The sequence below is a fragment of the Rothia sp. P7208 genome, assembly GCF_048512915.1.
Classification (GTDB): domain Bacteria; phylum Actinomycetota; class Actinomycetes; order Actinomycetales; family Micrococcaceae; genus Rothia.
Map to the genome: position 1 here is coordinate 35747 of NZ_JBLXXW010000009.1, position 23743 is coordinate 59489.

Annotated in this window: 16 protein-coding genes; 9 read left to right on the top strand and 7 right to left on the bottom strand. The window is 48.1% G+C overall.

Going from position 1 to position 23743, the window contains the following annotated elements; genetic code table 11:
- Positions 1-8: 8 nt before the first annotated feature.
- The 3 genes from ACN084_RS07815 to ACN084_RS07825 all read right to left on the bottom strand — a co-directional run bounded on the left by ACN084_RS07815 (position 9) and on the right by ACN084_RS07825 (position 7488).
- Positions 9-1538 carry an anchored repeat ABC transporter, substrate-binding protein gene (locus ACN084_RS07815; protein WP_419106478.1) on the bottom strand — a complete coding sequence of 510 codons (1530 nt, stop codon included), beginning with the start codon at positions 1536-1538 and terminating at the stop codon, positions 9-11.
- A gap of 19 nt (positions 1539-1557) precedes the next feature.
- Positions 1558-5280: a TIGR03773 family transporter-associated surface protein gene (locus ACN084_RS07820; protein ID WP_419106479.1), complete on the bottom strand. Its 3723-nt coding sequence runs from the start codon at positions 5278-5280 to the stop codon at positions 1558-1560.
- A 219-nt stretch (positions 5281-5499) separates the two neighbouring features.
- Positions 5500-7488, bottom strand: coding sequence for a M13 family metallopeptidase (locus ACN084_RS07825; RefSeq protein ID WP_419106480.1), 1989 nt, complete (start codon positions 7486-7488; stop codon positions 5500-5502).
- Between the two features lie 106 nt (positions 7489-7594).
- Here ACN084_RS07825 and ACN084_RS07830 point away from each other — a divergent pair, with 106 nt between their 5' ends.
- Positions 7595-8584 carry an aldo/keto reductase gene (locus tag ACN084_RS07830; protein ID WP_419106499.1) on the top strand — a complete coding sequence of 330 codons (990 nt, stop codon included), beginning with the start codon at positions 7595-7597 and terminating at the stop codon, positions 8582-8584.
- Between the two features lie 111 nt (positions 8585-8695).
- Here the strand turns inward: ACN084_RS07830 and ACN084_RS07835 are convergent, their stop codons facing one another.
- The gene (locus ACN084_RS07835) at positions 8696-10123 is read right to left on the bottom strand and encodes a sodium:solute symporter (protein ID WP_419106481.1); all 1428 of its coding nucleotides are present in this window, start codon (positions 10121-10123) and stop codon (positions 8696-8698) included.
- A gap of 243 nt (positions 10124-10366) precedes the next feature.
- A complete protein-coding gene (locus ACN084_RS07840; RefSeq protein WP_419106482.1) occupies positions 10367-11986 on the bottom strand; it encodes a thiamine pyrophosphate-binding protein in 1620 nt (539 codons plus the stop codon).
- A gap of 260 nt (positions 11987-12246) precedes the next feature.
- Here ACN084_RS07840 and speB point away from each other — a divergent pair, with 260 nt between their 5' ends.
- The 4 genes from speB to bsh all read left to right on the top strand — a co-directional run bounded on the left by speB (position 12247) and on the right by bsh (position 16912).
- Positions 12247-13326 (top strand): agmatinase, encoded by a 1080-nt coding sequence (gene speB / locus ACN084_RS07845; protein ID WP_419102268.1) that lies wholly within the window; start codon positions 12247-12249, stop codon positions 13324-13326.
- 14 nt (positions 13327-13340) lie between these two features.
- A complete protein-coding gene (locus ACN084_RS07850) occupies positions 13341-14597 on the top strand; it encodes a PLP-dependent aminotransferase family protein (protein WP_419106483.1) in 1257 nt (418 codons plus the stop codon).
- A gap of 513 nt (positions 14598-15110) precedes the next feature.
- A complete protein-coding gene (locus ACN084_RS07855) occupies positions 15111-15845 on the top strand; it encodes a glycerophosphodiester phosphodiesterase family protein (RefSeq protein WP_419106484.1) in 735 nt (244 codons plus the stop codon).
- A gap of 59 nt (positions 15846-15904) precedes the next feature.
- Positions 15905-16912, top strand: coding sequence for a choloylglycine hydrolase (bsh, locus tag ACN084_RS07860; protein WP_419106485.1), 1008 nt, complete (start codon positions 15905-15907; stop codon positions 16910-16912).
- A gap of 28 nt (positions 16913-16940) precedes the next feature.
- Here the strand turns inward: bsh and ACN084_RS07865 are convergent, their stop codons facing one another.
- Both ACN084_RS07865 and ACN084_RS07870 read right to left on the bottom strand, forming a co-directional pair.
- Positions 16941-17567 (bottom strand): transglycosylase SLT domain-containing protein, encoded by a 627-nt coding sequence (locus ACN084_RS07865; protein ID WP_419106486.1) that lies wholly within the window; start codon positions 17565-17567, stop codon positions 16941-16943.
- 138 nt (positions 17568-17705) lie between these two features.
- Entirely contained in the window at positions 17706-19136 is a 1431-nt protein-coding gene (locus ACN084_RS07870; protein WP_419106487.1) for a hypothetical protein, read from the bottom strand.
- Positions 19137-19237: 101 nt separating this feature from the next.
- Here ACN084_RS07870 and ACN084_RS07875 point away from each other — a divergent pair, with 101 nt between their 5' ends.
- From ACN084_RS07875 to ACN084_RS07890, 4 genes are all read left to right on the top strand, one after another.
- Positions 19238-19693: a hypothetical protein gene (locus ACN084_RS07875; protein WP_419106488.1), complete on the top strand. Its 456-nt coding sequence runs from the start codon at positions 19238-19240 to the stop codon at positions 19691-19693.
- Positions 19694-19740: 47 nt separating this feature from the next.
- Positions 19741-21015, top strand: coding sequence for a glycosyltransferase family 87 protein (locus tag ACN084_RS07880; protein WP_419106489.1), 1275 nt, complete (start codon positions 19741-19743; stop codon positions 21013-21015).
- Between the two features lie 282 nt (positions 21016-21297).
- A complete protein-coding gene (locus ACN084_RS07885; RefSeq protein ID WP_419102276.1) occupies positions 21298-22359 on the top strand; it encodes a type II CAAX prenyl endopeptidase Rce1 family protein in 1062 nt (353 codons plus the stop codon).
- A gap of 63 nt (positions 22360-22422) precedes the next feature.
- A complete protein-coding gene (locus ACN084_RS07890; RefSeq protein ID WP_419106490.1) occupies positions 22423-23736 on the top strand; it encodes a M18 family aminopeptidase in 1314 nt (437 codons plus the stop codon).
- The last annotated feature ends 7 nt before the right edge of the window (positions 23737-23743 follow it).

Genomic DNA, 23743 nt, shown 5'->3' on the forward strand with positions numbered 1-23743 from the left:
TCTGTGAATTATTTTCCTGATGAACAGGTTCGTATCATGTTTGCATTAGCTAACATCATGTCTAAATAATGAGGGGCTTGATCATCGAGCGTGTCTGAATACAGCTCGCACACTCTTGTACCAGTATCTGAGGCAACTTCTGCAAGAACACTTGTCCGCTGAAGTATTCCACGCTCTAAATAAAGTGCTGGAACATTGAGATCTTCAATGGTTCGACGCAAACGCGCTCGCTGTTGCGCACTTGGTTCTGAGCCGGCGGCAGGAGTAACAAAACCTGCCACTTTGAGCTGATATGTATCGGCTAGATACCGGTAACCGTCATGAGTGGTGATGATATTTCGTTCAGACTCGTTGAGGGCCCCATATATTTCCTGTAACTTTTGGTGCCCTTTTGAGAGTTCTTTAACGTATTCAGAAGCATTGCGTGCGTACTCGGTAGCACCTTGAGGGTCTGCTGCGCTCATGACATCACGAATAACAGAGACAGCAGCTTGAACATTGGGAATAGAATGCCAAAAATGAGGGTCAGTATCCCCATGAACGTGTTTTCCAAGAACAGCTTGAGCTAAGAGATACACCTGTCCCGTATCGTTATGCAAAAAACGGTAGTGACTACCTGAAGGTATTTCTTGCAAGGTGCGGGTCGGAACTTCTATAAGGGTCTTGTTGGGGTCTAAGTACTCGATATTTTCGTGTGAATCGGTACGTAGAGAAATCTTGCCGGTATCAATATTTGCAGTAATATCTGCGTGTCCTGCATCGAGAACTTTCACCTCTGAACCAAGTTTTTGAGCAAGCTGGGCAGAATCAACACCAACAGCAAAACGAACAACTTGTTCTTGTGTGGTTTTTCCTTGATGGTCTGCTGCTTGGACCGTTATCTCATAGAGCCCAGGTTTTGCAAAACTCCACGAAAGGTGGGTATGAGCTTGTGCCGGCAATTCTACTGATCCTAAAACACCAGTCGAGACTTCTTGCCCATTTAAATCTTTGCGAGTTGCTTGGGAAGAATGAGAATCTGAAACAGTGTCAACGGCACCGAAAGTTTCTGTAATAAAACTTGCGGATTGTCCGGGGCCTACCATCTTTGTTGTGTTCAGATGAACTGGCTCACCAGCATGTCCACCTTCAATACGTACACCGAGCCAGAGGGAATCTAAGGATGCGTCTTCGACAATACGTTGGAGTTGCCCACCGTATTGAGAGATATGTTCTGCAACGGGAACGGCTTTTACCGGTTCGGGGAGGTTCGCGTCAATAGTCCGAATGAGCTTATTTTGTTCTAATAAAAGACCGTTAGTTAACGCGACATGGGCGTAGGCGATATCTCGAATATCGCGTAAAGAAGGCTCATATGAGTGGGGGTTAGCACCGGGGGGAACGAGTGAGGTAACGTGCGCGCGTGAGCCTCCAACAGTTTGTGCTAAATCTGCCAGGACAGGCGTGGAAGCCACCACCTGCAATGGTTGGTTGCTGGTGGTGGCTGCAGGGGGCGTACACCCGGTCAGTGCAAGAGCAAAGACCGGGATGTACGCCAATATGCGCGCTATGCGCGATTTACGCATTCTTGCGACGAGCGATAGTCAACGCGCCCGCGCCAGCTACGAGAAGCAAAGCTGCGAAACCGAGATATGTTCCGGTTTGCGAACCTGTGTATGCAAGTTTGCCGGCTGCAGATTCTTTCTGTGCTTGTGCAAGTTCTTGCTGAGGTAGTGTGCAGTCTTCTCCGTCAGCGGTTTTTCCAACGATGCGAACTTTCGCCCCATCAGGACGTGTGACGATACCTGTTGCGGTATCAACAGTGCCTCGTTGGGTTTCTTGTGATTCTTGTTGTGGAGTTTTTTGAGGAGTCTGTGCCTTAGGGGCAGAAGCTTTTTCTTCTGCTTGGCTCTTATCCTTTTGAACGTCTCCTACTTGGAAGTTGAGGTCGGCAGAAGTTGTGACTTTCTGTCCATTTTTCAACGTTGCGGTGAAGGAGATGTTTGCGGTGTAGTTGCCGGGTTCGGTAAATACCCAGTTGCCGTGTTGGTGGGTGTTTACTGGAACGTCAAATGATCCTAATGTGTTGGAGTCAAAGACCTTTTGCCCAGCAGAACCGAAGTTTCCGGAGAGGAATACTGCCATTTTTCCTGGACCTTTGAGGCTGTTGAGCGTCATGGTGACAGGACCTTGAGCGTTTTTGACAAGTTCTGGATCTTGAGTGTTCCAACCTAACCATGGAACTCCAGCTTCTTGGGTTGCGCCAATCAAGTACACCTCGCTACCGGCTGGAGCGATGTCACTCATGCCAGCAGGGAGTTTTTTCTGTGCGGCGTTACCCAAGACGAATTGCAATGAGGTAGGTGCAACCCATCGAGATGGGCTAACGCGATCGTCCTTGACGGAGGCTGAGAGTTTTCCTCCGTTAAGTAGCGCACCGAAGTCAAAGTGTCCTTCGTGAACTTGGTCAGCTGAAGTATTGACGACGGTGCTCGTCTGAACAGCTCGCTTGATAGCCGGTACAAATGAAGCGTTAGTAGCATGATGCGCGTGATCATTGTGAGATGCGTGGGCAATCACTTGCTCTTTGGGATAACACTTCTTATCTGCTGGAGCTGTTGCTTTAGCGTGTTGAGCAGATGATGGTGCTTGGGCAGTCGGTGCTGGAGCTACACCGTGGGTGTGCCCATGTTCATGGTGCCCATGATGGTCACCGTGCTCAGCCTGTTCAGGGACAACAACCTCAACGACAGGGTCTGTGACTTCTGGAGCTGGGGTGTCTTCTTCTGAAGACGGTGGCTTCGTTGCTTCGGGAGCTTTATCCTCTACTTCAGGAGCTTCAGGAGCTTCAGGAGCTTCAGGAGCTTCAGGAGCTTCAGGAGCTTCAGGAGCTTCAGGAGCTTCAGGAGCTTCAGGAGCCTCAGGAGCCTTATCCTCGACTTCAGCTGCAGTCATGCAAGAAGTAATAGCTTCTTCTCCAACAGCAAAAGAAAGCTGCTGTTTTTCGCTGCTTACTTCAGTTCCATCCTTGAGAGTGGCAGTGTAATACGTCGTAAATGCATAGTTACCTGCCGTAGAGAAAATCCAGTTCGTATGGGTATGCGTTGCATAGGAAATATCGATAGTATCGAGGTTCTTTGTTGAGTCTAAAAGAACTCGATTCTGACCGAAAGCATCGCTAAGGTACATACCAAAAGTAGCGTCTTGAGGCATCATCGTCGGTTCAATGTGCAATTTAACGCTGCCGTCAATCTTTGAATAATCAATTTCTTGAGTGTTGTACCCTGGCCAGATGGTTCCTTGAATTTGAGTCTGTGGCAAAGCGTAGAACATTGATCCTTCTTTACCGACGAAGCTATCAAGTTCTTCTCCACCCATGAGCGCTGTGCGGGTATGACGAGCATGGTCACCAACAGTAAAGACAATATCATTGAGGTTTCTATCGACAGCTTTTGAATCGATTTGGCCAGTTTCGTCTTTGAGAGCTAAGCCGAGGCTTTTTTCTGAAAGGTTGAGCGTGCCTTTAATGTCGACGTGTCCATCACTTAGGATTTTTTTACCAATAAATGGTGTTGCCACACATTGGTCTTTAGTAGGCTCGGCTGGAGCGGGAGTCACAGGCTCAGCCGGAGCAGGATCAACAGGCTCAGCCGGAGCAGGATCAACAGGCTCAGCCGGAGCAGGATCAACAGGCTCAGCCGGAGCAGGATCAACAGGCTCAGCCGGAGCAGGAGAAGCTACGGAATTCAGCTTAATTTCTGAATCAGCAGCATAAGAAGTGCCACTCTTATACTTATCGCTTAGTACAAGAGATGATGCATAAGCATCAATATCTGGATGAGGAAAAATCTTAACAATCAAGTGATCGTTGTTAATCCAAGAACCATCATCGCTATAGTAAGCCGTTGCTTCACCATTAACAAAAGGCGCATCAAAAGCTGTATCTGGGTACGGAGAATCAGCCTTAAAGTAGAAACCTCCGCCTAAGACTCCTCGGAAATTAGGGTCATCAAATTTAACTTTGACTTTCCCGTATCCTTCAATATCTGAAGGAAGAACCTCAACGGAATATTTACCGGAAGCCATAGAATAATTCTCGGTTTTAAGGGTCAAATTATCGGGGTCTGACACCTTTTCAGGCCAAGAGCTCTCACCCTCGGCGCTAGTGACACTACCAGAGCCACCTTGAGTGTAAGACAGAGGTTGTGAAATCCAGCGAACACCCTCAGAACCTTCATGTGGAGTGAATACTGCCTGAATATTTGTAGCTGATGTTCCAAAGAGCTCATCCCATTGAGCCTGTCCATCGACAACATCTAAATCAGTCAGGAAATAACCATTATTGAACAAGGTAAGTTTTCCGTTAACCTTGCTATCGGCATGGAACGTAAGAGTTGTGAGTAAATCATCTCCATCACGTTCAACTTTTTCCTTCGGAGCATAGGAGAGCTCGTACTGAGCCGTCGTTACATCACCAGAAGGCGCGGCATCGTAGCGGTTTTGAGTGTCATTCTCGTTCGCTTGAGATGCTCCGCTACCGGAGAGTGGGCGTTGACCGCCTACCTGCCATGTAACGGTTGTTGGCTTGGACTGAATAATCGTTCCATCTGTTGCACGAGCAACAGTGCGATAGGTGAACTTATAACGTCCAGGAGTGGTGAAACTCGTGTAATTGTGAGTGTGGCTTCCTTGACGCAAGAGGGAAGACTGATAACCGTTTTCTGTTGAACTAAGAAGACGGCGGAAAGCGGTGGGGGAGTTGCTTCCACTGTACCCAAAAAGCTGAACCTCTCCGGGGCCGTCTACGTGGAGTAAATCAAGGTAGAACGTTGCATCACGGAACTTTTCAACAGGAATATCAGAGTCTGCACCAAAGCCAACCCACGCAGGATCATGGTTGAAGTTTGGAAGCTGGGGTGCTGCATAGAGAACATCGCCAGGATTACCTAAAAAGCGTGCTGCTTCAGAATCTGGCACCACGAAAGCGTACTGATTGGCCTGTCTAAAGTCTGAGCCCCAGCCTTTGCCAACCCAAATAACAGCATCATTTGGGTCATAGTTTGCTGGCCCCGTGCCGTCTTGTGAAGGTGCTTCAGCATAGATGGCGAAGGTGTTTTGATCTTCATCCCAGAAACTCTTGGGGGTGTCGATATGTGCTTGAGTGGCAACAATTTTGCCATCATCAGGTCCAGCCTGTGCTGCTGGTAGAGCGGCGAAGAGAGAGCTAAATGCTAAACCTGCTGCTAGCGTGCAACGGGTAATAGGGTGCTTTGATGCACCAGATGTGGGTGTAAACATCATTGCCTTTCTAGTGATATGCATTCAGCATCATAACTTAATAATGAGAATCGTTATCAGTATATGGTTAAAAAATTTTCTTTACATGTCGTTCCAAAAAACAGCACCTCACAATAAAGAGTCGTGTGGGTGTTTTCAAAAAGAAACTTTGAAAACACCCACACGACTCTTATATAAAAGAAAAATTAACTATATGGCTAGTATATATTCCATTTAAGTTATCTACCAGATGCGAACTCTATCCTCCGCAGAAAGATACATCGGGCTACCTTCTGGAACATCAAAAGCATCATAAAAATCATCAATATTCTTTACAACACCATTAACACGGAACTCATCTGGAGAATGAGGATCCGTCGAAAGCAACATCTGCGCCTGCTGAGGGCGAGTCTTCGTGCGCCAGCCCTGCCCCCACGCAATAAACACACGTTGTAAAGCCGTAAAACCATCAATAACAGGTGCCTGACTAATATCGTTAACACCAGCTTCTTGAAGCGCAATACGATACGCCTTCAACGCAATAGATAAACCGCCTAAATCACCAATATTCTCACCCAGAGTCAGCTCACCATTGACACGATACTGCTCAGCATCAAGCCCGCGAGGAGTGTACTGAGAATACTGATCAACAAGAGACTGTGTTCGACGCCCAAACTCTTCACGGTCTTCATCAGTCCACCAATTATTTAACGCACCGGTGCCATCATACTTAGACCCTTGGTCATCAAAACCATGGCCAATCTCGTGGCCAATAACAGCACCAATACCACCATAATTAGCGGCGTCATCAGCCTCAGGATCAAAATAAGGTGCTTGAAGAATCGCCGCAGGAAACACAATCTCATTTGCCGGAGGCATGTAATACGCATTAACCGTCTGAGGGGTCATCAACCACTCATCCTTATTCACCGGTTGCCCGATACGGTCAAGATGGAATTGCGTCTCAAAAGCATAAGCACGACGGATACTCTCACACAATTGACCAGGCACAAGCTCAAGAGAAGAATAATCACGCCAACTATCAGGGTAACCAACCTTCGTCACGAATTGACTCAACTTCTCAAGCGCGCGACCACGAGTCTGCTCTGTCATCCACGGTAGCTCACTAATAGACTGGTGATACGCCTTAATAAGATTCTGCACCAAAACGAGCATCTTCTCTTTATGCGCCGGTGGGAAATGCTGAGCAACATACTTCTGCCCCAATTCCTCACCTAAATAGCTTTCAACTGCAGACACTCCGCGCTTCCATCGAGGACGTAACTCCTCCGTACCTGAAAGTGTTCGTCCAAAGAACTCAAAATGAGCCTGAACTAACTCGTCATTAAGATATGAAACCCGAGCCAGAAGCACCTTCCACAACGAATAGAGCTTCCATGACTGAAGATCAACACTTTGCCATAGCTGAGCCACCTTGCGAAGATACGAAGGCTGCCCCACAATCACCGTTCCAAATTGCTCAGCCGAAGAACCAAGAAGCTCAAACCATCGAGAAAAAGCAAAACCAGGGAACTCACCCTCTAACGCAGAAGCATCATAAGGGTTATAGCGTTTATGAGCATCGCGTAAGGTGACTTTATCCCAATGATGAGATGCAATTTTAGTCTCCAACAACATAATGCGCTCAGCAATGTCCTCAGCCTCAACGCCAACACGCTCATCGAGGGCACTGAGAGAAAAGACTTGACGAATATGCTCCTGATATTGGCGACGAATCTGCTCATACTTCTCTTCGCGATAGTAGCTCTCATCCGGAAGCCCTAGACCAGACTGCATCAGATACGCAACGTATCTTTCAGGATTCTGAACATCGATAGAAGTGTACCAACCAATAAAAGAGCCAACCCCCACACGTGAAGCACGAGCATTGACATCAAAGAGCTCTTCTCGAGTTGACGCTAAAAGAATTGGATCAATTTCACTCAGAATAGGAGAAATGCCGTCCTTATTAATGGTCTCAGTATCCATGAACGCCTGATAGAGGATGCCGATACGACTCTCTGGCTCCTGCTGAGCTGTCTGCTCGATAATCTCACGGACATTCTCCTCTGCCCGATCTCGCAGAGTATACATACCGCCATCTTTAGAGCGGTCTGCGGGAATAACATGGTTGTCAATCCAACGTCCGTTAACGTGGCGGAAAAAATCTTCTGAAGGGGCTACCGACTGGTCAAAATATTCGGTATTAATTCCTGAAATTTTAGTACTCATACAACCTAAGTCTAGAGGAGAGTCACGTGTAATTGCAGTTAAAACATTGCAGAACTGCTACCACAGCAAACATGAATATGCGTACCCTAGAACTATGCAAAACACCATGGAATACCGTCAATTAGGACAATCTGGGCTCACTGTCTCCGCCATTGGACTAGGATGCAACAACCTCGGACGTGCAGGAACACCCACAGAAACTCAAGAAGGCACTAATACCGTCCTCCGCTCAGCACGAGAAGCAGGAATCAACCTCTTTGACATTGCTGATATTTATGGAAAAACTCCGGGGGCAGCTGAAACACGCTTCGGGCAAGCACTCAAATACCTTGGGACTCAAGAACGAGAAAACATGGTAATCGTCTCTAAATTTGGTATGGACATGAACGGTGCCTCTGGTGCAGATTACGGCGCCCGCGGTTCTCGCGCGTATATTATGCGAGCAGTAGAACATTCCCTGACGCGACTTGGCGTAGACCACCTTGACGTATATATCTACCACACACCCGATGGCATCACCCCAATTGACGAGACACTTCGTGCATTAGACACCCTTATCGCACAAGGAAAAGTACGCTACATTGCTCACTCTAATCAGGCTGGTTGGCAAATAGCTCAAGCCGAATATGTTGCTCGAGAACTGGGATGTGAACGTTTCGTCGCAGCAGAAAATCATTACAATCTCATGGACCGTCGAGCAGAACTGGAAGTTATCCCTGCAGCGCGAGAACTACAACTTGGGGTACTGCCATACTTCCCACTTGCAAACGGTCTACTCACAGGAAAATACCGTCAACATCAGCAAGCGCCAGAAGGCTCACGGCTGTCTCATTCGCGTAAAGAATATCTACGACAAGCGCCGTGGGAACAACTTGAACAGTTCTTCACTTTCGCCCGTGAACGAGAACTGCCAGAAGCACAAATTGCTCTGAGCTGGCTTCTAGCTCAAGATACCGTCAGCTCTGTGATTGCTGGAGCAACGACACCAGAACAAATACACATGAATGTCCAATCAACCCAAGTGGCACTAAACCAATCTGATATTGAGGAACTAAATCATATCTTTCCCGCCCCACCGAAAATCGCCCTATTCTAAGGGGCAAAAATCTGCATATCGTGTAGATACCTGCACGATATAACAATGGTGGGTGTTTTCACTACATTCAATGTATTGAAAACACCCACCATAAGGATTCTTTCGTAATAGCTACGCACCCTGACGGATACGTTTTTGCCATCGCTGAGCCACTTGAGGATCAGTAGGCTTTGTGAGAAGTGAAGCCACGATATAGACAATGAAAGAAGCAACCAGACCGATATAAATCGGTTCGTTAGCCATTACACCGTATATCATCATGCCAAGAATAACGCCGATAGAGCCGACTGCCATGGATAATGCTGCAGCGGTTCCTGTTCCGCGCTTCCAAAGTAAGCCACCAAGAATCGCAACCAGAAGACCGCCGACAAGAATGTCATAGGCAATCGTCAACCCTGTAATAGCGTCGGTGAGGAAGAGTGCGATAACAGTGGTGATTACACCAAATCCAAGAACATACCAGCGGTCTGCGACAAGAGCGCTATCAGATGATTCATCGGAGTTCTGCAAAGAATCTTTTCCTAGCAGGAACGGTACAACATCTACGCGGGCAACAGTTGCTGAAGCGATGAGTGAACCAGAAGCTGTGGACATCATAGCCGCCACACCAGCTGCAAGGACGATGCCGCCTATGCCAATCGGTAGATAGTTTTGAGCGAGAGTCGCAAAGACATCATCACGATGCTCAATATGAGGTTCGATGACGCGTGCAGACATGCCAATAATTGCTCCAGCTACAGAATAAATAATGACGTAAATACTTGCTGCAGTGCCGCCCCAACGGGATACTTCTGGGGAGCGAGCGGTGAATACGCGTTGCCAGATGTCTTGTCCAACGAGGAGACCGAACGTGTAAATGACGAAATAGGTGATGATAGATTCAGTGCCGATACTACCAACGGCAAAGAACTCTGCATCAAGGCGCTGGTGTAGACCGTCCCAGCCTCCTGCATGATGTAGAGAGAAAGGGAGGAGGAGGAAAAATACGCCGACGGTCATTAGGATAAATTGCATCATGTCGGTGAGGGTAATGGACCACATGCCACCAAGCATGGAATACCCGATGACGATGATAGCGCCGAGAAGAATAGCCCATGTGCGGTCTATATCAAAGAGCACGCGGAAGATGGATGCGTATGCAGCTGTAGAAGTGACTGTGAGCATGACGGTGTACGCGAGCATCACGATAGATGATATTTGGGTGGTGCGCACGCCATACCGCAAGGTGAGTACCTGTGAGACGGTATATAGCTTGACGCGGGTGATGATAGGGGCGAAGATAAGGCTCAACAGTAGCATTCCAACGCCGATGGCTGTTACCAACCACATTCCTGAGATTCCGTAGGTATAGCCGAGTCCTACACCGCCAACGGTGGAGGCTCCACCGAGAAGGAGTGCGCTCATGGTGCCGGTGTAGAGAACGGGGCCGAGTCTGCGTCCTGCTACACGGAAGTCTTCTGCATTATGTGCTCGTTTTTTGCCGAGGTAGCCGAATGCTACGAGTGCTATGAGATAGAGGACAATAATGAGGATGTTCATAAGAAGTTCATTTCCATAGGTCGCAGACACTAAATGTGGTCTGAGTAACGTGCAATGTATATAAAGTATGCACTAATCTGTATAACGATTCAACCAGGTGTGTTTCTGTGTTCCCTCAAAAATGACTCACCGCTCAAAATGGTGCGCTCGTCACCATAAAAATCATTCCCATAAAAAACAACAGGAGGGAAACCCTCGCGGGGATTTCCCTCCTGTATCCAGCGCCTTGCGCGTACCTAAAAATTAGCGCAATGTCTCACTAATCTTCAAGTGAACTAATGAGGGACCAGATGTGTTGAGAGCTTCTATTACTGTGTCTGCCAAAGAATCGACAGTAACAGAAAACGCGGTGGCACCAAACGCTTCAGCTAACTTAACCCAATCTGGCTGAACCAAGTTAACCGCAACATCTGAAATGCCACGATCACGCTCATTCTGACGAATTTCTCCATACCCGCCATTGTCCACGCAGATAATTGCAATATCGAGGTGCTGCTCGACTGCCGTCATGAGTTCCTGTATTGCAAACATGAGCGCGCCGTCACCGAGTAAGCAGACGACAGGACGCTCAGGGGCTGCAACTTTAGCTCCAATTGCTGCAGGTAAGCCGTAACCTAGTGTGGCGTACGTTGCCATATAGAGCAAAGAATGAGGTTGTGGTGCACGGTAGAACGTTGTGGTGCCCATGTAAGTTACCTGAGAAGAATCGCCGGCAATAATGGTGTCTTCAGGAAGAACTTCCATAATGCGTTCGTTGAGTTCTGCAAGCTCTGGTGCGATAGCTCGCCCCTCATTATCAAGAGCGTCAAAAACTTCTTGTAAATCTCGTTGTTCTCGGGTGCCTTGGGTCACTCCACGCTCTTTGAGAGCTTCTAATAATTGGGGAACTACTGCTGCAGAATTACCTGGTAATTCAATATCAGGTGCGATATTGCACAGCATTTGAGAACGCTCAATATCAACGCGAATCACAGGCCCTTGTGGGTGGATATCTCCATCCCATAATTCTGCTTCACCAATTTTAGAGCCAATGATGAGCATGGCATCGGATTCACGGCAGAAAGCGTGTGCCGCTGATAGACGGAGGTCTGCGCCTAAGGACAGGCGGTGTTTTTCTGGAATCGCGCCTTTGCCGTTGACGGATGTGATAACTGGTGCTTCAAGAGTTTCAGCTAGCGCCAATATTGATGTTGCTGCTGGTAGGGACCCGCCACCGGCTACGATGAGTGGGCGTGAAGAGTTCGCGAGAATATCGGCAGCTTTCTCAATATCTTCTACGGGTGCTGGTTGTGGGCTTCCTAGTGGGCGCGCTTGGAGTAGTGCGTTAGGGAGGTCAACTTCTTGTTCGAGGATATTGAGGGGAACCTCAATATGAATGGGGCGGGGGCGTTCATGTGCAAAAGAACGAAATGCGTTATGGATAATGTCGACGGCTTCTTCTGCAGAGCTGACTCGACGGCTAAATTGCACGATGGAGTCTACTGCTCCGGTGGGATTTTTTGTTTCGTGTAGTGCCCCAATATCACGGTATTCTTGGCCGACAGGTCTGCCGGGGGAGAGAATGATCATGGGGCGTGATTCTGCGTATGCGGTGGCTGCGCCAGAAAGAGAGTTGAGTAATCCTGGTCCGGAGGTGGTAATGACAACCCCTGGTAATCCTTTGATTTGTGACCAGCCGTCAGCGCCGTAGGCTGCACCTTGTTCGTGTCGGGTGGTAATAGGGTTGATGTTGAGTTCTTCTAAGTGTCGGTAGAACTCAAGATTGTGTGTTCCGGGGATGCCAAAGACGGTGTCAATACCGTAATTTTTGAGAGTGGCTAGAATGGCGTAGCCTGCGTTGTGGCGCGGGGTTGTTGTGGTCACAAACAGCTCCTTGGTGACGGTGGTTGGGTCTTTGAGGTGGATAGTTTTTATGGAATATCGATACAGTGTATTGAAGCAAGTGTATAAGTACACTGATTGTTTATGAGGCATTTAGCCTTATGAAAAGTTATCCAGTTCACTAATAAATATTCACCAATGAATAAAAACCTATGGGGTAGTTCACAACTCCATCAATTTATTGCATAGTGGGAAAGACAGAACCGCACCACACAACACCACAGACACCGCCAGGAGAAAACATGACACACCAAACCAACATCCCCGCACAACCCTCCTTCTCTGCACAAGCAGAACGCGTCATCGCAACAGGCGCAGACGGAGTAGAACGCATCGGGCCCATCAACGCCGCACAAGTACCACGCTGGGCAGGACTCGGCACCTTCGCCCGCCTACCACGCCTCGACGAAACACCCAACGCAGATATCATTATCGCTGGAATGCCCTGGGACTCAGGCGTTTCCTACCGCCCCGGCGCACGATTCGGCTCAAACCACGTCCGCGAATGCTCCCGACTCCTACGCCCCTTCAACCCCGCCGCCAACATCTCACCGTTTAAAGAAGCGCAAGTAGCCGACGCCGGCGACATCATCGGAAACCCCTTCAATATCGAAGAAGCTTTGGCGCAAATGGAAGCCGGCGCACAAGAACTCACCAAAAACGGGGCAAAACTCATCACCATCGGCGGAGACCACACTATAGCACTCGCAAACTTACGTAATATGCACCGCCAACACGGAAAAATTGCGCTACTGCATTTTGACGCCCACCTCGACACCTGGGACACCTACTTCGGAGCAGAATACACCCACGGAACCCCCTTCCGTCGAGCATTTGAAGAAGAACTCCTCGACACTGACGCCCTCTGCCACGTCGGAACCCGCGGACCACTCTACGGAACAGAAGACCTCGACGACGACCGACGCTTCGGATTCGGTATCGTCTCCTCCGCAGACGTCTACTACCTCGGAGTGCAAAAAGTTGTTGAACTCCTCAGAAAACGCATCGGAAACCGACCACTCTACATCTCCATCGACATCGATGTACTAGACCCCGCACACGCACCAGGCACCGGAACACCCGAAGCCGGAGGCATCACCAGCCGAGAATTACTCGAAATACTGCGTGGACTACGCGGACTGAACATCGTCGGCTCAGAACTTGTCGAAGTATCCCCCGCCTACGACCACGCCGAACTCACCGGAATAGCAGCAGCACACGTTGTCTACGAATTCATCAGCCTCCACGCACTAGGTGCCAACGCCGGAACCGGAAAACCAGCCTACGGCGAAGCCCCCATCAGCTACGGCGACAAAGAATAGGAAACCCCACCCCCATGGTAAAAATTCATGAACTACTCGACGGCGCAAACACCGAAGAAGCACGACTCATGCAACACTTCGCTGAACGCGCAGGAGGATTCCGACCATCAGCAGTGCGCGACGTCTTTGAAGTCGCAATGCGCCCCGGCATGATATCCCTCGCAGGAGGAAACCCAGACCTGAACCTCCTGCCCCTAGAAGAACTCGGTGCAAGAGCCTCTCGCATCATCATCGAAGAAGGTTTAGAAGTCCTACAATACGGTTCCGGTGCTGGTCTTGAACCCCTTTCAGAACTCATCTGCACCCTCATGAAAACAGAAGGGGCAAACCCAAAAGTCTCAGACATCCAAATCACCGCAGGCTCCCAAATGGGATTAGACCTTGCAACAAAACTCTTCGTCAACCCACAAGACGTCATCCTTGCAGAAGGACCCACCTATACCGGAGCACTCGGCGTCTTTGAAGGATACCAAGCCGACGTTCGCCAAATCGACGTAGACGAAAACGGCCTTGACCCCCAAAAAGTGAAAAAAATGGTGCAAACCATTCGCGCCGAGGGAAAAGACATCAAATTCCTCTACACCATCCCTAACTTTCAAAACCCCACAGGAGTCTCCCTCTCCGAAGAACGACGTCAAGAACTCACCCGTGTATGTAGAGAACTCGACATCCTCATCGTCGAAGACAACCCCTATGGGCAGCTTTCCTTTGACGGAACACGACGTCCTTGCCTCTACTCATATGACCCAGAGAACGTGCTCTATCTCGGAAGCTTCTCTAAAGTCTTCTCTCCCGGTGTACGCGTCGGCTGGATGATCGCCCCAGAACGCATCCGTAAATTCTTACAGATTGCAGCAGAAGCAGTCACCATCTGCCCCTCCGTGCTCTCACAGCGTCTCGTCTTGAGCTTCATGAGCGACGGGCTCTGGGAAGAACACACTCGAAAAACCGCATCACTTTACCAACAACGATGCGAAGCAGTCCTGAACGCCTGCGAAAAATACATGCCTGAAGGAACCCGCTGGAGCACCCCAAGCGGAGGGTTCTTCACCTGGCTTACATTACCTGAGAACAGCCCATGGAAAGATGCAACAGACGCGCTAGCCCCAGCAATAGATAACGGCGTTGTCTTTGTCCCCGGAGCCGCCTTCTACGAAACCGTAGACGGAAAAAACCCTGGAGCAAACCAACTACGTATCGCATTCTCCTCAGTAGAACCTGCAGTACTAGAAGAAGGGGTACGACGCTTAGCAGAAGTGTTCAACCGATAAACCTCGATAGTGCGCTCTACCTCAGCAATACCAAAAATAAGGTCATGTTGCGGTGGAGCGCACTATTTTTTTTAAAACCTTCCCCAAAGAATCTGCACCTCAGAACAAGAGAACCCCACGCTGTCACCTAAACTACGTACAAAAAGACCGTAGGATAATATCTTAGATTCAACTACCTTGGGATAGTTGGATTCTTTGTATATCCCTAACGGCAACCCTAAGCCGTTTCAATGAATCATCAACCTTTGCAGCCCATCTGCGCGGATGGTCTAAGAAGCATCAAGCTCGCGTCCTAGGGCACAACACATAGAGCGAATATTTCACCTCTGCTCAAGTTGACAACACAACCGGTGAAACAACGCGACCTAAGACGTTTATATAAAACCACACACGCATGCAAAGACGAGCGATGCCCTCCTTCAAGCCACGAAGGAGGGCATAAAACGTTAAACACTAAAAATAGATGCTCATAAAAACTTCTCTTTTCCGGCAAAAACTATGTACTCTGTCACTATGGCTCGTATTTTTGCCCACCGTGGACTCTCTGGAATTGCACCTGAAAACACCCTCAGTGCTATCAAAGCATGCTGTGAACACAACGTGACATGGTTCGAAACAGACGTCGACATCCTCGCCGACGGAACACCCGTACTCATGCACGACACCTCACTAGCACGCACTACCAACAGCACCAAAACCCTCTACGACATCACTCAAGAAGACCTCAAAAACATTGACGCAGGCTCATGGTTCAACGAGAAATACCGTGGAGAAAAAATACCCACCCTCGCCGAACTCATTGATCTCATGAACGCCGAAGGCCTTAACGCCAACATCGAAATTAAATCCAATGAACAAGGCGCAGAAAGAAGTTACCAGCTACTTGACGCCGTCATTGCAGAACTTGAACGACTCAACCCTGAACGAGAAGTCCTCGTCAGCTCTTTCAACCATGTGCTTCTCAACGAATTCTCGCGTCGTTCCCCCCGACATAAAACAGCGGCGCTCTTTACCGCAGAAATGCTACAACCAGACTGGTTATCGGTAGTCCAAATGCTAGAGGTAGACGCTATCCACCCAGAAGATAGCGTCATGACAGAAAAACTCACCCAACAGATGAGAGATGCAGGATACGATATCAACGTATGGACCGTAAACTCTCGCGCTCGCGCTAACGAATTAGTGAACTGGGGAGTAACCGGACTCTTTACCGATTACGCACACCTCATGAGTGACTTCTCGTCATAAACATATGCACCACTAACACCTCTCACATAACGTCTTAAAATCTTCAGGAGACAATAGCCATGTGTACGGCCCTCACCTTTTCCGTCAACGGAGAGACCTATTACGGGAGGAACCTAGACCTAAATTGCGGATTCGGCGAAGAAGTCGTCATCACTCCACGAAACTACACCTTCAACTTCACCGACGGTTCTTCCTCCCCATCGCATTACTGCATGATTGGTATGGCCACCGTTGTGAACAACTACCCTCTATACGCTGAAGCAAGCAACGAAAAAGGTCTCAGCATTGCTGGACTAAATTTTCCGGATAATGCACATTATTTTGAGCCTCACCACGAGAAAACTAATGTTTCACCTTACGAGCTAATTCCTTGGGTTCTTAGCAGATACGCAAGTGTAGATGAGCTAAAAGTTGTGCTGCCGAACCTGAACCTCACCCATATTGCTTTTGCGCAAAATATGCCGTTAGCACCCTTGCACTGGATGGTCAGCGACTCACAAAAATCAATAGTTATAGAATCCACCACTGAAGGGCTAAAATTTTACGATAATCCCTTCGGCGTCCTGACTAATAACCCGCCATTTCCTTACCATCTTGAGAACATCAAAAACTATATTAATCTCACGCCGGAATGGCCTGCGAATAACGTTGCACCAGAACAACCCCTGAATCCTGTGGGTGTTGGCTTCGGCGGTTTTGGACTACCTGGCGACAGCTCACCAGCATCACGGTTCGTCAAAGCTGTTTTCTTGCGCTCTAGCACTTTGAATCATCTAAAAATATTGCAAGAAACAGCAGAAAACCAACAAGAAACAGTAGCTGTAAGCCAGTTCTTCCACATTCTCGACAATGTTGGGATGGTTAAAGGTTCTTGTTTTAATGAGCAAGGAGAATGCGAATATACGGTGTATTCGTCCTGCTGCAATACTTCCCGTGGTATCTACTATTACAAAACATACGACAATAGCTGTATCAATGCTATAGAGATGTCTTCCTGCGATACCAACGGCAAAGAACTTATTCAATATCCTCTTGTACGGCATCAAACCATACACTATGCAAACTAACGTTTAAGAAGATACCGGGAAGTGAACATTACTGACGATACTTAAGTTTCTCGACAGAATAATGTGGATCCGGGTCACAAGTAACCTTGTACTTTGATGAAGCAAGTTTATTAATACTCTTCACATAATTTTGAGTCTCACCATACGGCGGTACTCCACGGTACTCTTCGACAGCTCCGGGGCCTGCGTTATATCCAGCAAAAACAAAATCCTGAAGTTCTTGCGGTGTCTTAGCTAAAGGAGCAAGACGCTCTTTCAGATACGCAAGATACTTGCCTTGAGCGCGAACCGAAGCATGAGGGTTAGAAATATCGCCCTGGCCCCAAATCTCCCAAGTATCAGGTGTAAACTGCGCTAACCCCTGAGCGCCGGCATGAGATGAGGCTTCTACTCTCCAATGAGATTCTGTCTCTAACTGAGCCGCAAGAAAACCAGTGCGAATACCAGACTCTTCAGAAGCTCGCTTAAGATCTTCATGAATCACCACAGGAGCATACGTCAAATCAGTCTCACCACAATAATCTGTATATGTTGCGGCAAGACCAGCCACACCGCCGGCCAGCAAACCCGCTGAAGCAATAACCTGCCAATGAGCGAGCAAGCCAGAGAAGATGCGGACTATAAAAGGAGAACGTGAAGTTTTTTCTGCAGTCATCGGATACTAGACTAACCTAAAATTCGAGGTAAATCTCTGCTTAGATACACTAACCCAAATTATCGTGAGCGTTTCTCTGACGTACGACGAGGAAGAACCACATCGGAAACAAAACCACCACGAATAAGAACTAGACACTTATAAAAAGAAGAACCCATCGACAATAAGCGCAAACATCACCAGCGCAACACCCACAGACACCTCCCGACCAATAGCCGGAATCTGCTGAGTCGTCTGCTCCAAGCTAAACTGCACTTTCTCACCGCGAGACTGAGCCTCAAGAAGCCGAGCACGCCCCCTAACCGACGCCCTCACCGAAAGAACCATTAACGGAATAAAAGCGCAGAATCCTAACACCCCTAAACTCGCCGTCAATGGAGGAAGAGGACGCTCAACATACTCAAAACCAACAGAGACCAATAACGCCAGATTAATAACACTAATCCGCACCCACGCATAACGATTAAAAATAGCATTAGCGGAACGCACCGCAGAAGGCCCACCACCAATCTGCACCGGAAAAAGATACGTCATAGAACCTAAAAGAACCTGCAATAAAAACCCTGCAACAAATATGGGCGTCAAAACACGCATGTTGACATCAGCAAAAGACGAAGCATTCAACACCAAAAATGACGCCACAACAACCGCAATAAACAACCAGAACACCGCACACAACACCGAACCGGTAGAATAATCAACCGGCTTTTTAGCAGCACAGGTTTGAACCATCAACACCAGAACCAACCCAATAGCCACAGCATAAAGAACAAACCCAGCCCCCGAAACATAGTACGCACCAATGAATGCACCTAACAAAATAACAAGTACCGACCAGCTCATCATTGCTAAAGCTACCAGTGACAAACGTACTGCTTGTGGGTGCATTCTGGTGCGCAACATCGTCGGCCACAACGTCATCAACGTACCAACAACGGTAATACCCACAAAACCAAGAATATTAATCGCTTCATGAGCAAGAAGCAGCTGCGCATACCAGCGATGAATTACCGGAGGATAGGTCAATAAAGCACCGCATACGGCACCTAATGGAAGCGTCCATGCCGCCACAATATAAAAATAAACAGTGGATCTAAAACGTGCTGGCAGAGCCTTCTTCAACTGCCATAGTAAAGAAAAACCATGGCAAGCAAGAACAATACCAACCGCTAAAGAACCCATAAAAGTCAGCGCAAAGATATTATTCAGCATCCCCGCAATAATGACAAAAATTGCTACGGTCAGCGTGTAAATACGACGTACTTGCCATAACCGAGCTGAATCAGGCAAGCGATTCTTTAGCAATGCCTCTGTAAAATGCTGACTCCACACCATAATCGATGTTGTAATGAGTCCCAACGTCACAATATGAACAACAAGCCACGAGAAAGATGGAACCCAAGGCTTCGCAAGAAGCACGAACGGCAAAACCACTAACCAAAATGTTACTGGCCGACCAACCTTACGATGCCATGTCGCTCGACCTGACGCCTGACTAATAAAATCTTGAGGAATCGGGCGAGCCCCCGTTAGAAAAGTTTGTGCTGGCTGATTACCTCGATGCGTCAACGTCTCATCCTTTATACCCAAAAGTGGTGACTTTACTTGTGATTATAAGGCTCTTGAAAAATCAGAGCACAACCTAGAGTAAAAGATGTAAACTAGCCTGCGTGAAATCTTTGCCAGCATCCTTACTTCTTGTTGCCACCTTGATTACTCAAGCAATGGGAATGTTCTCGTACACCAATGACTCTATGGGAATTACAGGTCAAGTATTCTTCCCCATTATCTTTATCCTGCTACAAAGCTACCTTGTCATTCGCAACCCTCAAGCTGCCGATAAATATAAATTGGGGCACTTCACTATCCTCGGATTCGCACTTTTAACTCTCTTGGCAACAGTCGCAGGGTTTACTACAAGCTTTACCGCCCTATACCCCTCACCCTATCTGTACTATGCTGCACTTCTATTATTAGTAATAGAAGTCAGCCTTATCATTGCAGCGCTACCACCTAAAGAAAACAAGCCACCTAAATCATCAGTGCAAAAGACCCCACATCGTCATGGAAGCACCCGTTTGGTAGCAACTTCAACAAAAAATAACTCCTCAGAAACTACTAAATAACGGTAATATATACCCTTTATGTCGTTACCTTTCAGAACCGGAGCACCATGAAAATATCACCCCGAGAATCTTGGCCAAACACACCGCAGTTGCAACGATACGCATATGCAGCGTTAGCCGTTGTCTGTATCGGTAACCTCATGTATTCGCTGAGCATCGGTGGACTAGACTTTTCGGTGTACCGTTCTGGGGCAATGACTATTTTCCATAATGAAGGCTTTGACAAAGAACTCTATGTTATTGATTTACTGCGCCTCGGCCCAGATTTTGCGTTGCCTTTCACCTACCCTCCCTTTGCGGCACTTTTGTTCCTACCCTTTGCGTTCTTACCCCAAAAAGTAGGCATTTTCCTGATGATGATACTCGCCTACGCTGTTGCATGGTGGGTTGCAACCCTTATCTACAATTATGTGCAAAAACGAGGGCGTACCTTACCTCTTCAACACCGCCTCGGACGATACGGCACCATTGCTTTGCTTGCTGCCATCATCTTGCTTTCAGGCCCTTGGCGTCGTGGGCTAGGGCTCGTTCAGATTAACCCGCTCATTATGCTTCTTGTTCTTTGGGATTTTATCCGCCCAGCTACGCGTATTCCTCGCGGACTATTTATCGGCATAGCCGGTGGTATCAAACTTACCCCTCTGGCTTTTGGGCTTATTCTGCTCATGCGTAAAGACTTCAAAGGCGTCATAACCTTAGGTGCAAGTTTCTTCATAACTATCATTATTGGTTTCATCTTCCTACCCCAAGAAGCTATCGAATTCTGGACCTCAGCGGTTTCTGACCCCTCCCGTGTCGGAAATACGAACTACCTCGATAACATCTCTATTCAGGGCTGGCTCATGCACTTTGGGCTAAGTTCGGGGATACTACTCAAAGTTTTACACTACGGGCTTATTGCATTGCTCATGGCAGGTACAGCATGGCTTATCTACCGTCTAGAACAACGTCAACTGCTCATCTCACAGATAGCACTCAACGCCTTCTTAATGGTCTCTATCTCTCCCATTAGCTGGTCTCACCACAACACCTGGTTACCGCTACTAGCAATTGCTCTATGGGTGGATGCATTCCCCCTATTTATCGATCAGATGTCCTCAGCCGTGCGAATAAGCGCGTTGGTGTTCTCCTGGGTAGGTGTTGTTGGACTCTATATTTCACCGATGTGGATTGGTATCGCTGTACACGGTTCCCTTGACCGTCTGGAAGATATTGCACCGCTAGGGCTTATTCTCTCGGCAATTCCCATTACGGCACTCTTTAGCGCCGTGCTGCTTTGGATATACAGTTCTCTAAAAACTACAAATAAGCCACTTGTATAACAGTCCATAACATTAAATTAAAGTGGTGCATTCATGACAGTGAACGCACCATTTTTTACGCCTCAAATATCTTCAAAGAATATGGCATCGTCGTGAAAGAAAAGGCTGCACCCTCCACAAAACCGTCATATTCCAAATCAGCTATATACCCAACTCGCATGCAATAAAAACCTAAAAACAGAAGAATAACAACCTCACAATAGGGCACACAACGCGCCAATAAAACGCTTTATACTCCCTAAGGCTGATGAAAAAACACACAAGGAAAATTAGGCTAGAAACATGGCAGTAGAACAACAACCTCATCGAGAGAATATCCACATACCCTGGCAACAAAAAAACCAGCAGGAAAACTCACACAAACCAGCACCACAGCAAACACCCCAGCCCGCTGTCGGACAACCCTTTATCTACCACGTACCGGTAGAAGAACGTACCCTCGCATACCACCGTCTCTCTCACGCCGACCCCCGTACCCGCTGGTGGTCACCCCTTGCAGAAGGCCTCCTCGGCGGACTCTTCTACCTCGGATTCTCCATAGCCCTCGGCATAGCCTTTGCCTCTATCCTCGGACCGCAAAACATCGCCCTTAACCTGCAAAGCCTACAGAGCCTTGCACTCAAAGACCCCCTCATCTTTGCTTTAGTCTTCGGCTCCGTCGCGCTTCTTTATCCCTCCATGTTCTTAGCACGGCTCGTAACCGGGCCAAAACCTTGGGGGCTAGTACATTCCGTCTACGGAAAAATCCGTTGGAGCTGGATGGGCTTCTGCTTCGCTATCGCCATCATCGGATACATCGTACTGCCCATGCTCATCAACGCATTAGGCGAAAGCGTCCAAGCCCCAGACGTTGAATCTCCTGGTAAAAACCTTGTATGGCTCCTCGTCCTCGTCTTTACGATTACCCCCATCCAATGCTACGCAGAAGAACTTGTCTTCCGCGGCTACCTCATGCAAACCCTCGGACGGTGGATACGTAACCCCATCATCGTTATTACGCTACCTGCCGTACTCTTTATGCTCGGCCACAGATACGATTTTTGGGCGCAAATGTCCGTACTCACCATGGGCTTAGTTGCCGGATTCCTAACATGGAAAACTGGTGGTCTTGAAGCAGGCATCGCACTGCACGTCGTTAACAACCTTTGGGTCATGTTCATGGGAAGCCTTGGACTAGCTGACCCCTTCGCTCAGGAAGGCTCCACAGCAGGAGAATTCCTCGGAGCTTTGAGCATACAACTCATTATCGTGCTCATTGTGATGCTCTCAGCACGCAAAATGGGTATCCACAATACACAAACATTCAGTGTTGCTATGACTCACGGAAAATCTATCCCACGATAGATCTTCCTCTGAGAACAACGGGCAAGATCGTCTATAAAGTATCAGTAGTTATAGGATAGAAGCATGACTGTTGATGCTCGTACAAATATAGATGATCTTGCCCGTTTTGTTGCTGCTTCACCAACTAGCTTCCACGCCGTTGAACAAGTTGCCTCACGCCTTAAAAAAGCTGGTTTCTACGAACTCTCAGAACAAGAAAGCTGGCCAAAAAACACTGCAACAGGGCGATTCTTCGTCATCAGAGATGGCGCCATCATCGCTTGGGCTGGCGGACAAAAGACACATCTTAGCCAATACCGTATCTTAGGTGCTCACACAGACTCACCTAGCTTCAAAGTTAAGCCACAGTCTTCGATTTCAACATTAGGCTGGAATCAAGTCGGCGTTGAAGTCTACGGTGGTGCACTCCTGAACTCTTGGCTTGATAGAGAACTCCGTCTAGCTGGACGTCTAACCGTCAAAGATGGTGCCTCCACCCGAAACGTTCTCGTCTCAACTGGTGCGATGGCACGTATCCCACAGCTAGCCATACACCTTGATAGAGACGTTAACCAAGGACTCCAACTCAACAAACAACAGAACCTCTACCCCGTATGGGGAACCGACAAAACAGAGAATGATGTCCTCGGCTACCTCGTAGAACACGGCACAGAGGAAGATATCGCTACAGAAGATATCCTTGGCTACGATTTACTTTTTGCCGACTACCAACACCCTGAAACCTTTGGCGCCAACAAAGAATTCCTCGCATCTGGACGTTTAGATAACCTATCTTCTGTGCATGCAGGATTATGCGCACTCGAACGTTACGTAACCGCTGGGTACGACGAAACAGCTGAACATACCGTCATGCTGGCAGCGTTCGATCATGAAGAAATCGGTTCAGAAACACGTTCTGGTGCTGCGGGGCCCTTCTTAGAGGACGTCATTAAACGTATTTCACAGACACGTGAAGAAACTCAGGAAGAATATTTGTGCTCTATTGCAAGCTCAGTGTGTCTATCTTCTGACGCTGGGCATCTCGTCCACCCGAACTATAGCGGACACCACGACACTCAGGTGCGACCTCAACCAGGGCACGGGCCACTTCTCAAAATCAATGCTAACCAACGGTATGCAACAGACTCCATCGGCGCCGGTATTTTTGCGTTAGCTTGCCGTCACGCAGAAGTGCCCTATCAGGAGTTTGTCTCGAATAATAATGTTCCTTGCGGAAGCACTATCGGGCCTATTACGGCAACCCGTCTAGGTATCCGAACCATCGACGTGGGAATTGGCTTGCTCTCTATGCATTCTGCTCGAGAAATGTGCCATATAGATGATATGGCATATATGACAAGAGCTATTGAAGGGTTCTATACTCTTCCAACTCTCTAACTCACAC

Bases quoted from the DNA above. Each gene is read 5' to 3' on its own strand.
- ACN084_RS07830 (WP_419106499.1), top strand. From the start codon at position 7,595: ATGGAATACCGTCAATTAGGACAATCTGGGCTCACTGTCTCCGCCATT.
- ACN084_RS07880 (WP_419106489.1), top strand. From the start codon at position 19,741: ATGAAAATATCACCCCGAGAATCTTGGCCAAACACACCGCAGTTGCAA.
- ACN084_RS07835 (WP_419106481.1), bottom strand. From the start codon at position 10,123: ATGAACATCCTCATTATTGTCCTCTATCTCATAGCACTCGTAGCATTC.
- ACN084_RS07825 (WP_419106480.1), bottom strand. From the start codon at position 7,488: ATGAGTACTAAAATTTCAGGAATTAATACCGAATATTTTGACCAGTCG.
- ACN084_RS07890 (WP_419106490.1), top strand. From the start codon at position 22,423: ATGACTGTTGATGCTCGTACAAATATAGATGATCTTGCCCGTTTTGTT.
- ACN084_RS07820 (WP_419106479.1), bottom strand. From the start codon at position 5,280: ATGATGTTTACACCCACATCTGGTGCATCAAAGCACCCTATTACCCGT.
- ACN084_RS07850 (WP_419106483.1), top strand. From the start codon at position 13,341: ATGGTAAAAATTCATGAACTACTCGACGGCGCAAACACCGAAGAAGCA.
- ACN084_RS07855 (WP_419106484.1), top strand. From the start codon at position 15,111: ATGGCTCGTATTTTTGCCCACCGTGGACTCTCTGGAATTGCACCTGAA.
- speB (WP_419102268.1), top strand. From the start codon at position 12,247: ATGACACACCAAACCAACATCCCCGCACAACCCTCCTTCTCTGCACAA.
- ACN084_RS07865 (WP_419106486.1), bottom strand. From the start codon at position 17,567: ATGACTGCAGAAAAAACTTCACGTTCTCCTTTTATAGTCCGCATCTTC.
- bsh (WP_419106485.1), top strand. From the start codon at position 15,905: ATGTGTACGGCCCTCACCTTTTCCGTCAACGGAGAGACCTATTACGGG.
- ACN084_RS07885 (WP_419102276.1), top strand. From the start codon at position 21,298: ATGGCAGTAGAACAACAACCTCATCGAGAGAATATCCACATACCCTGG.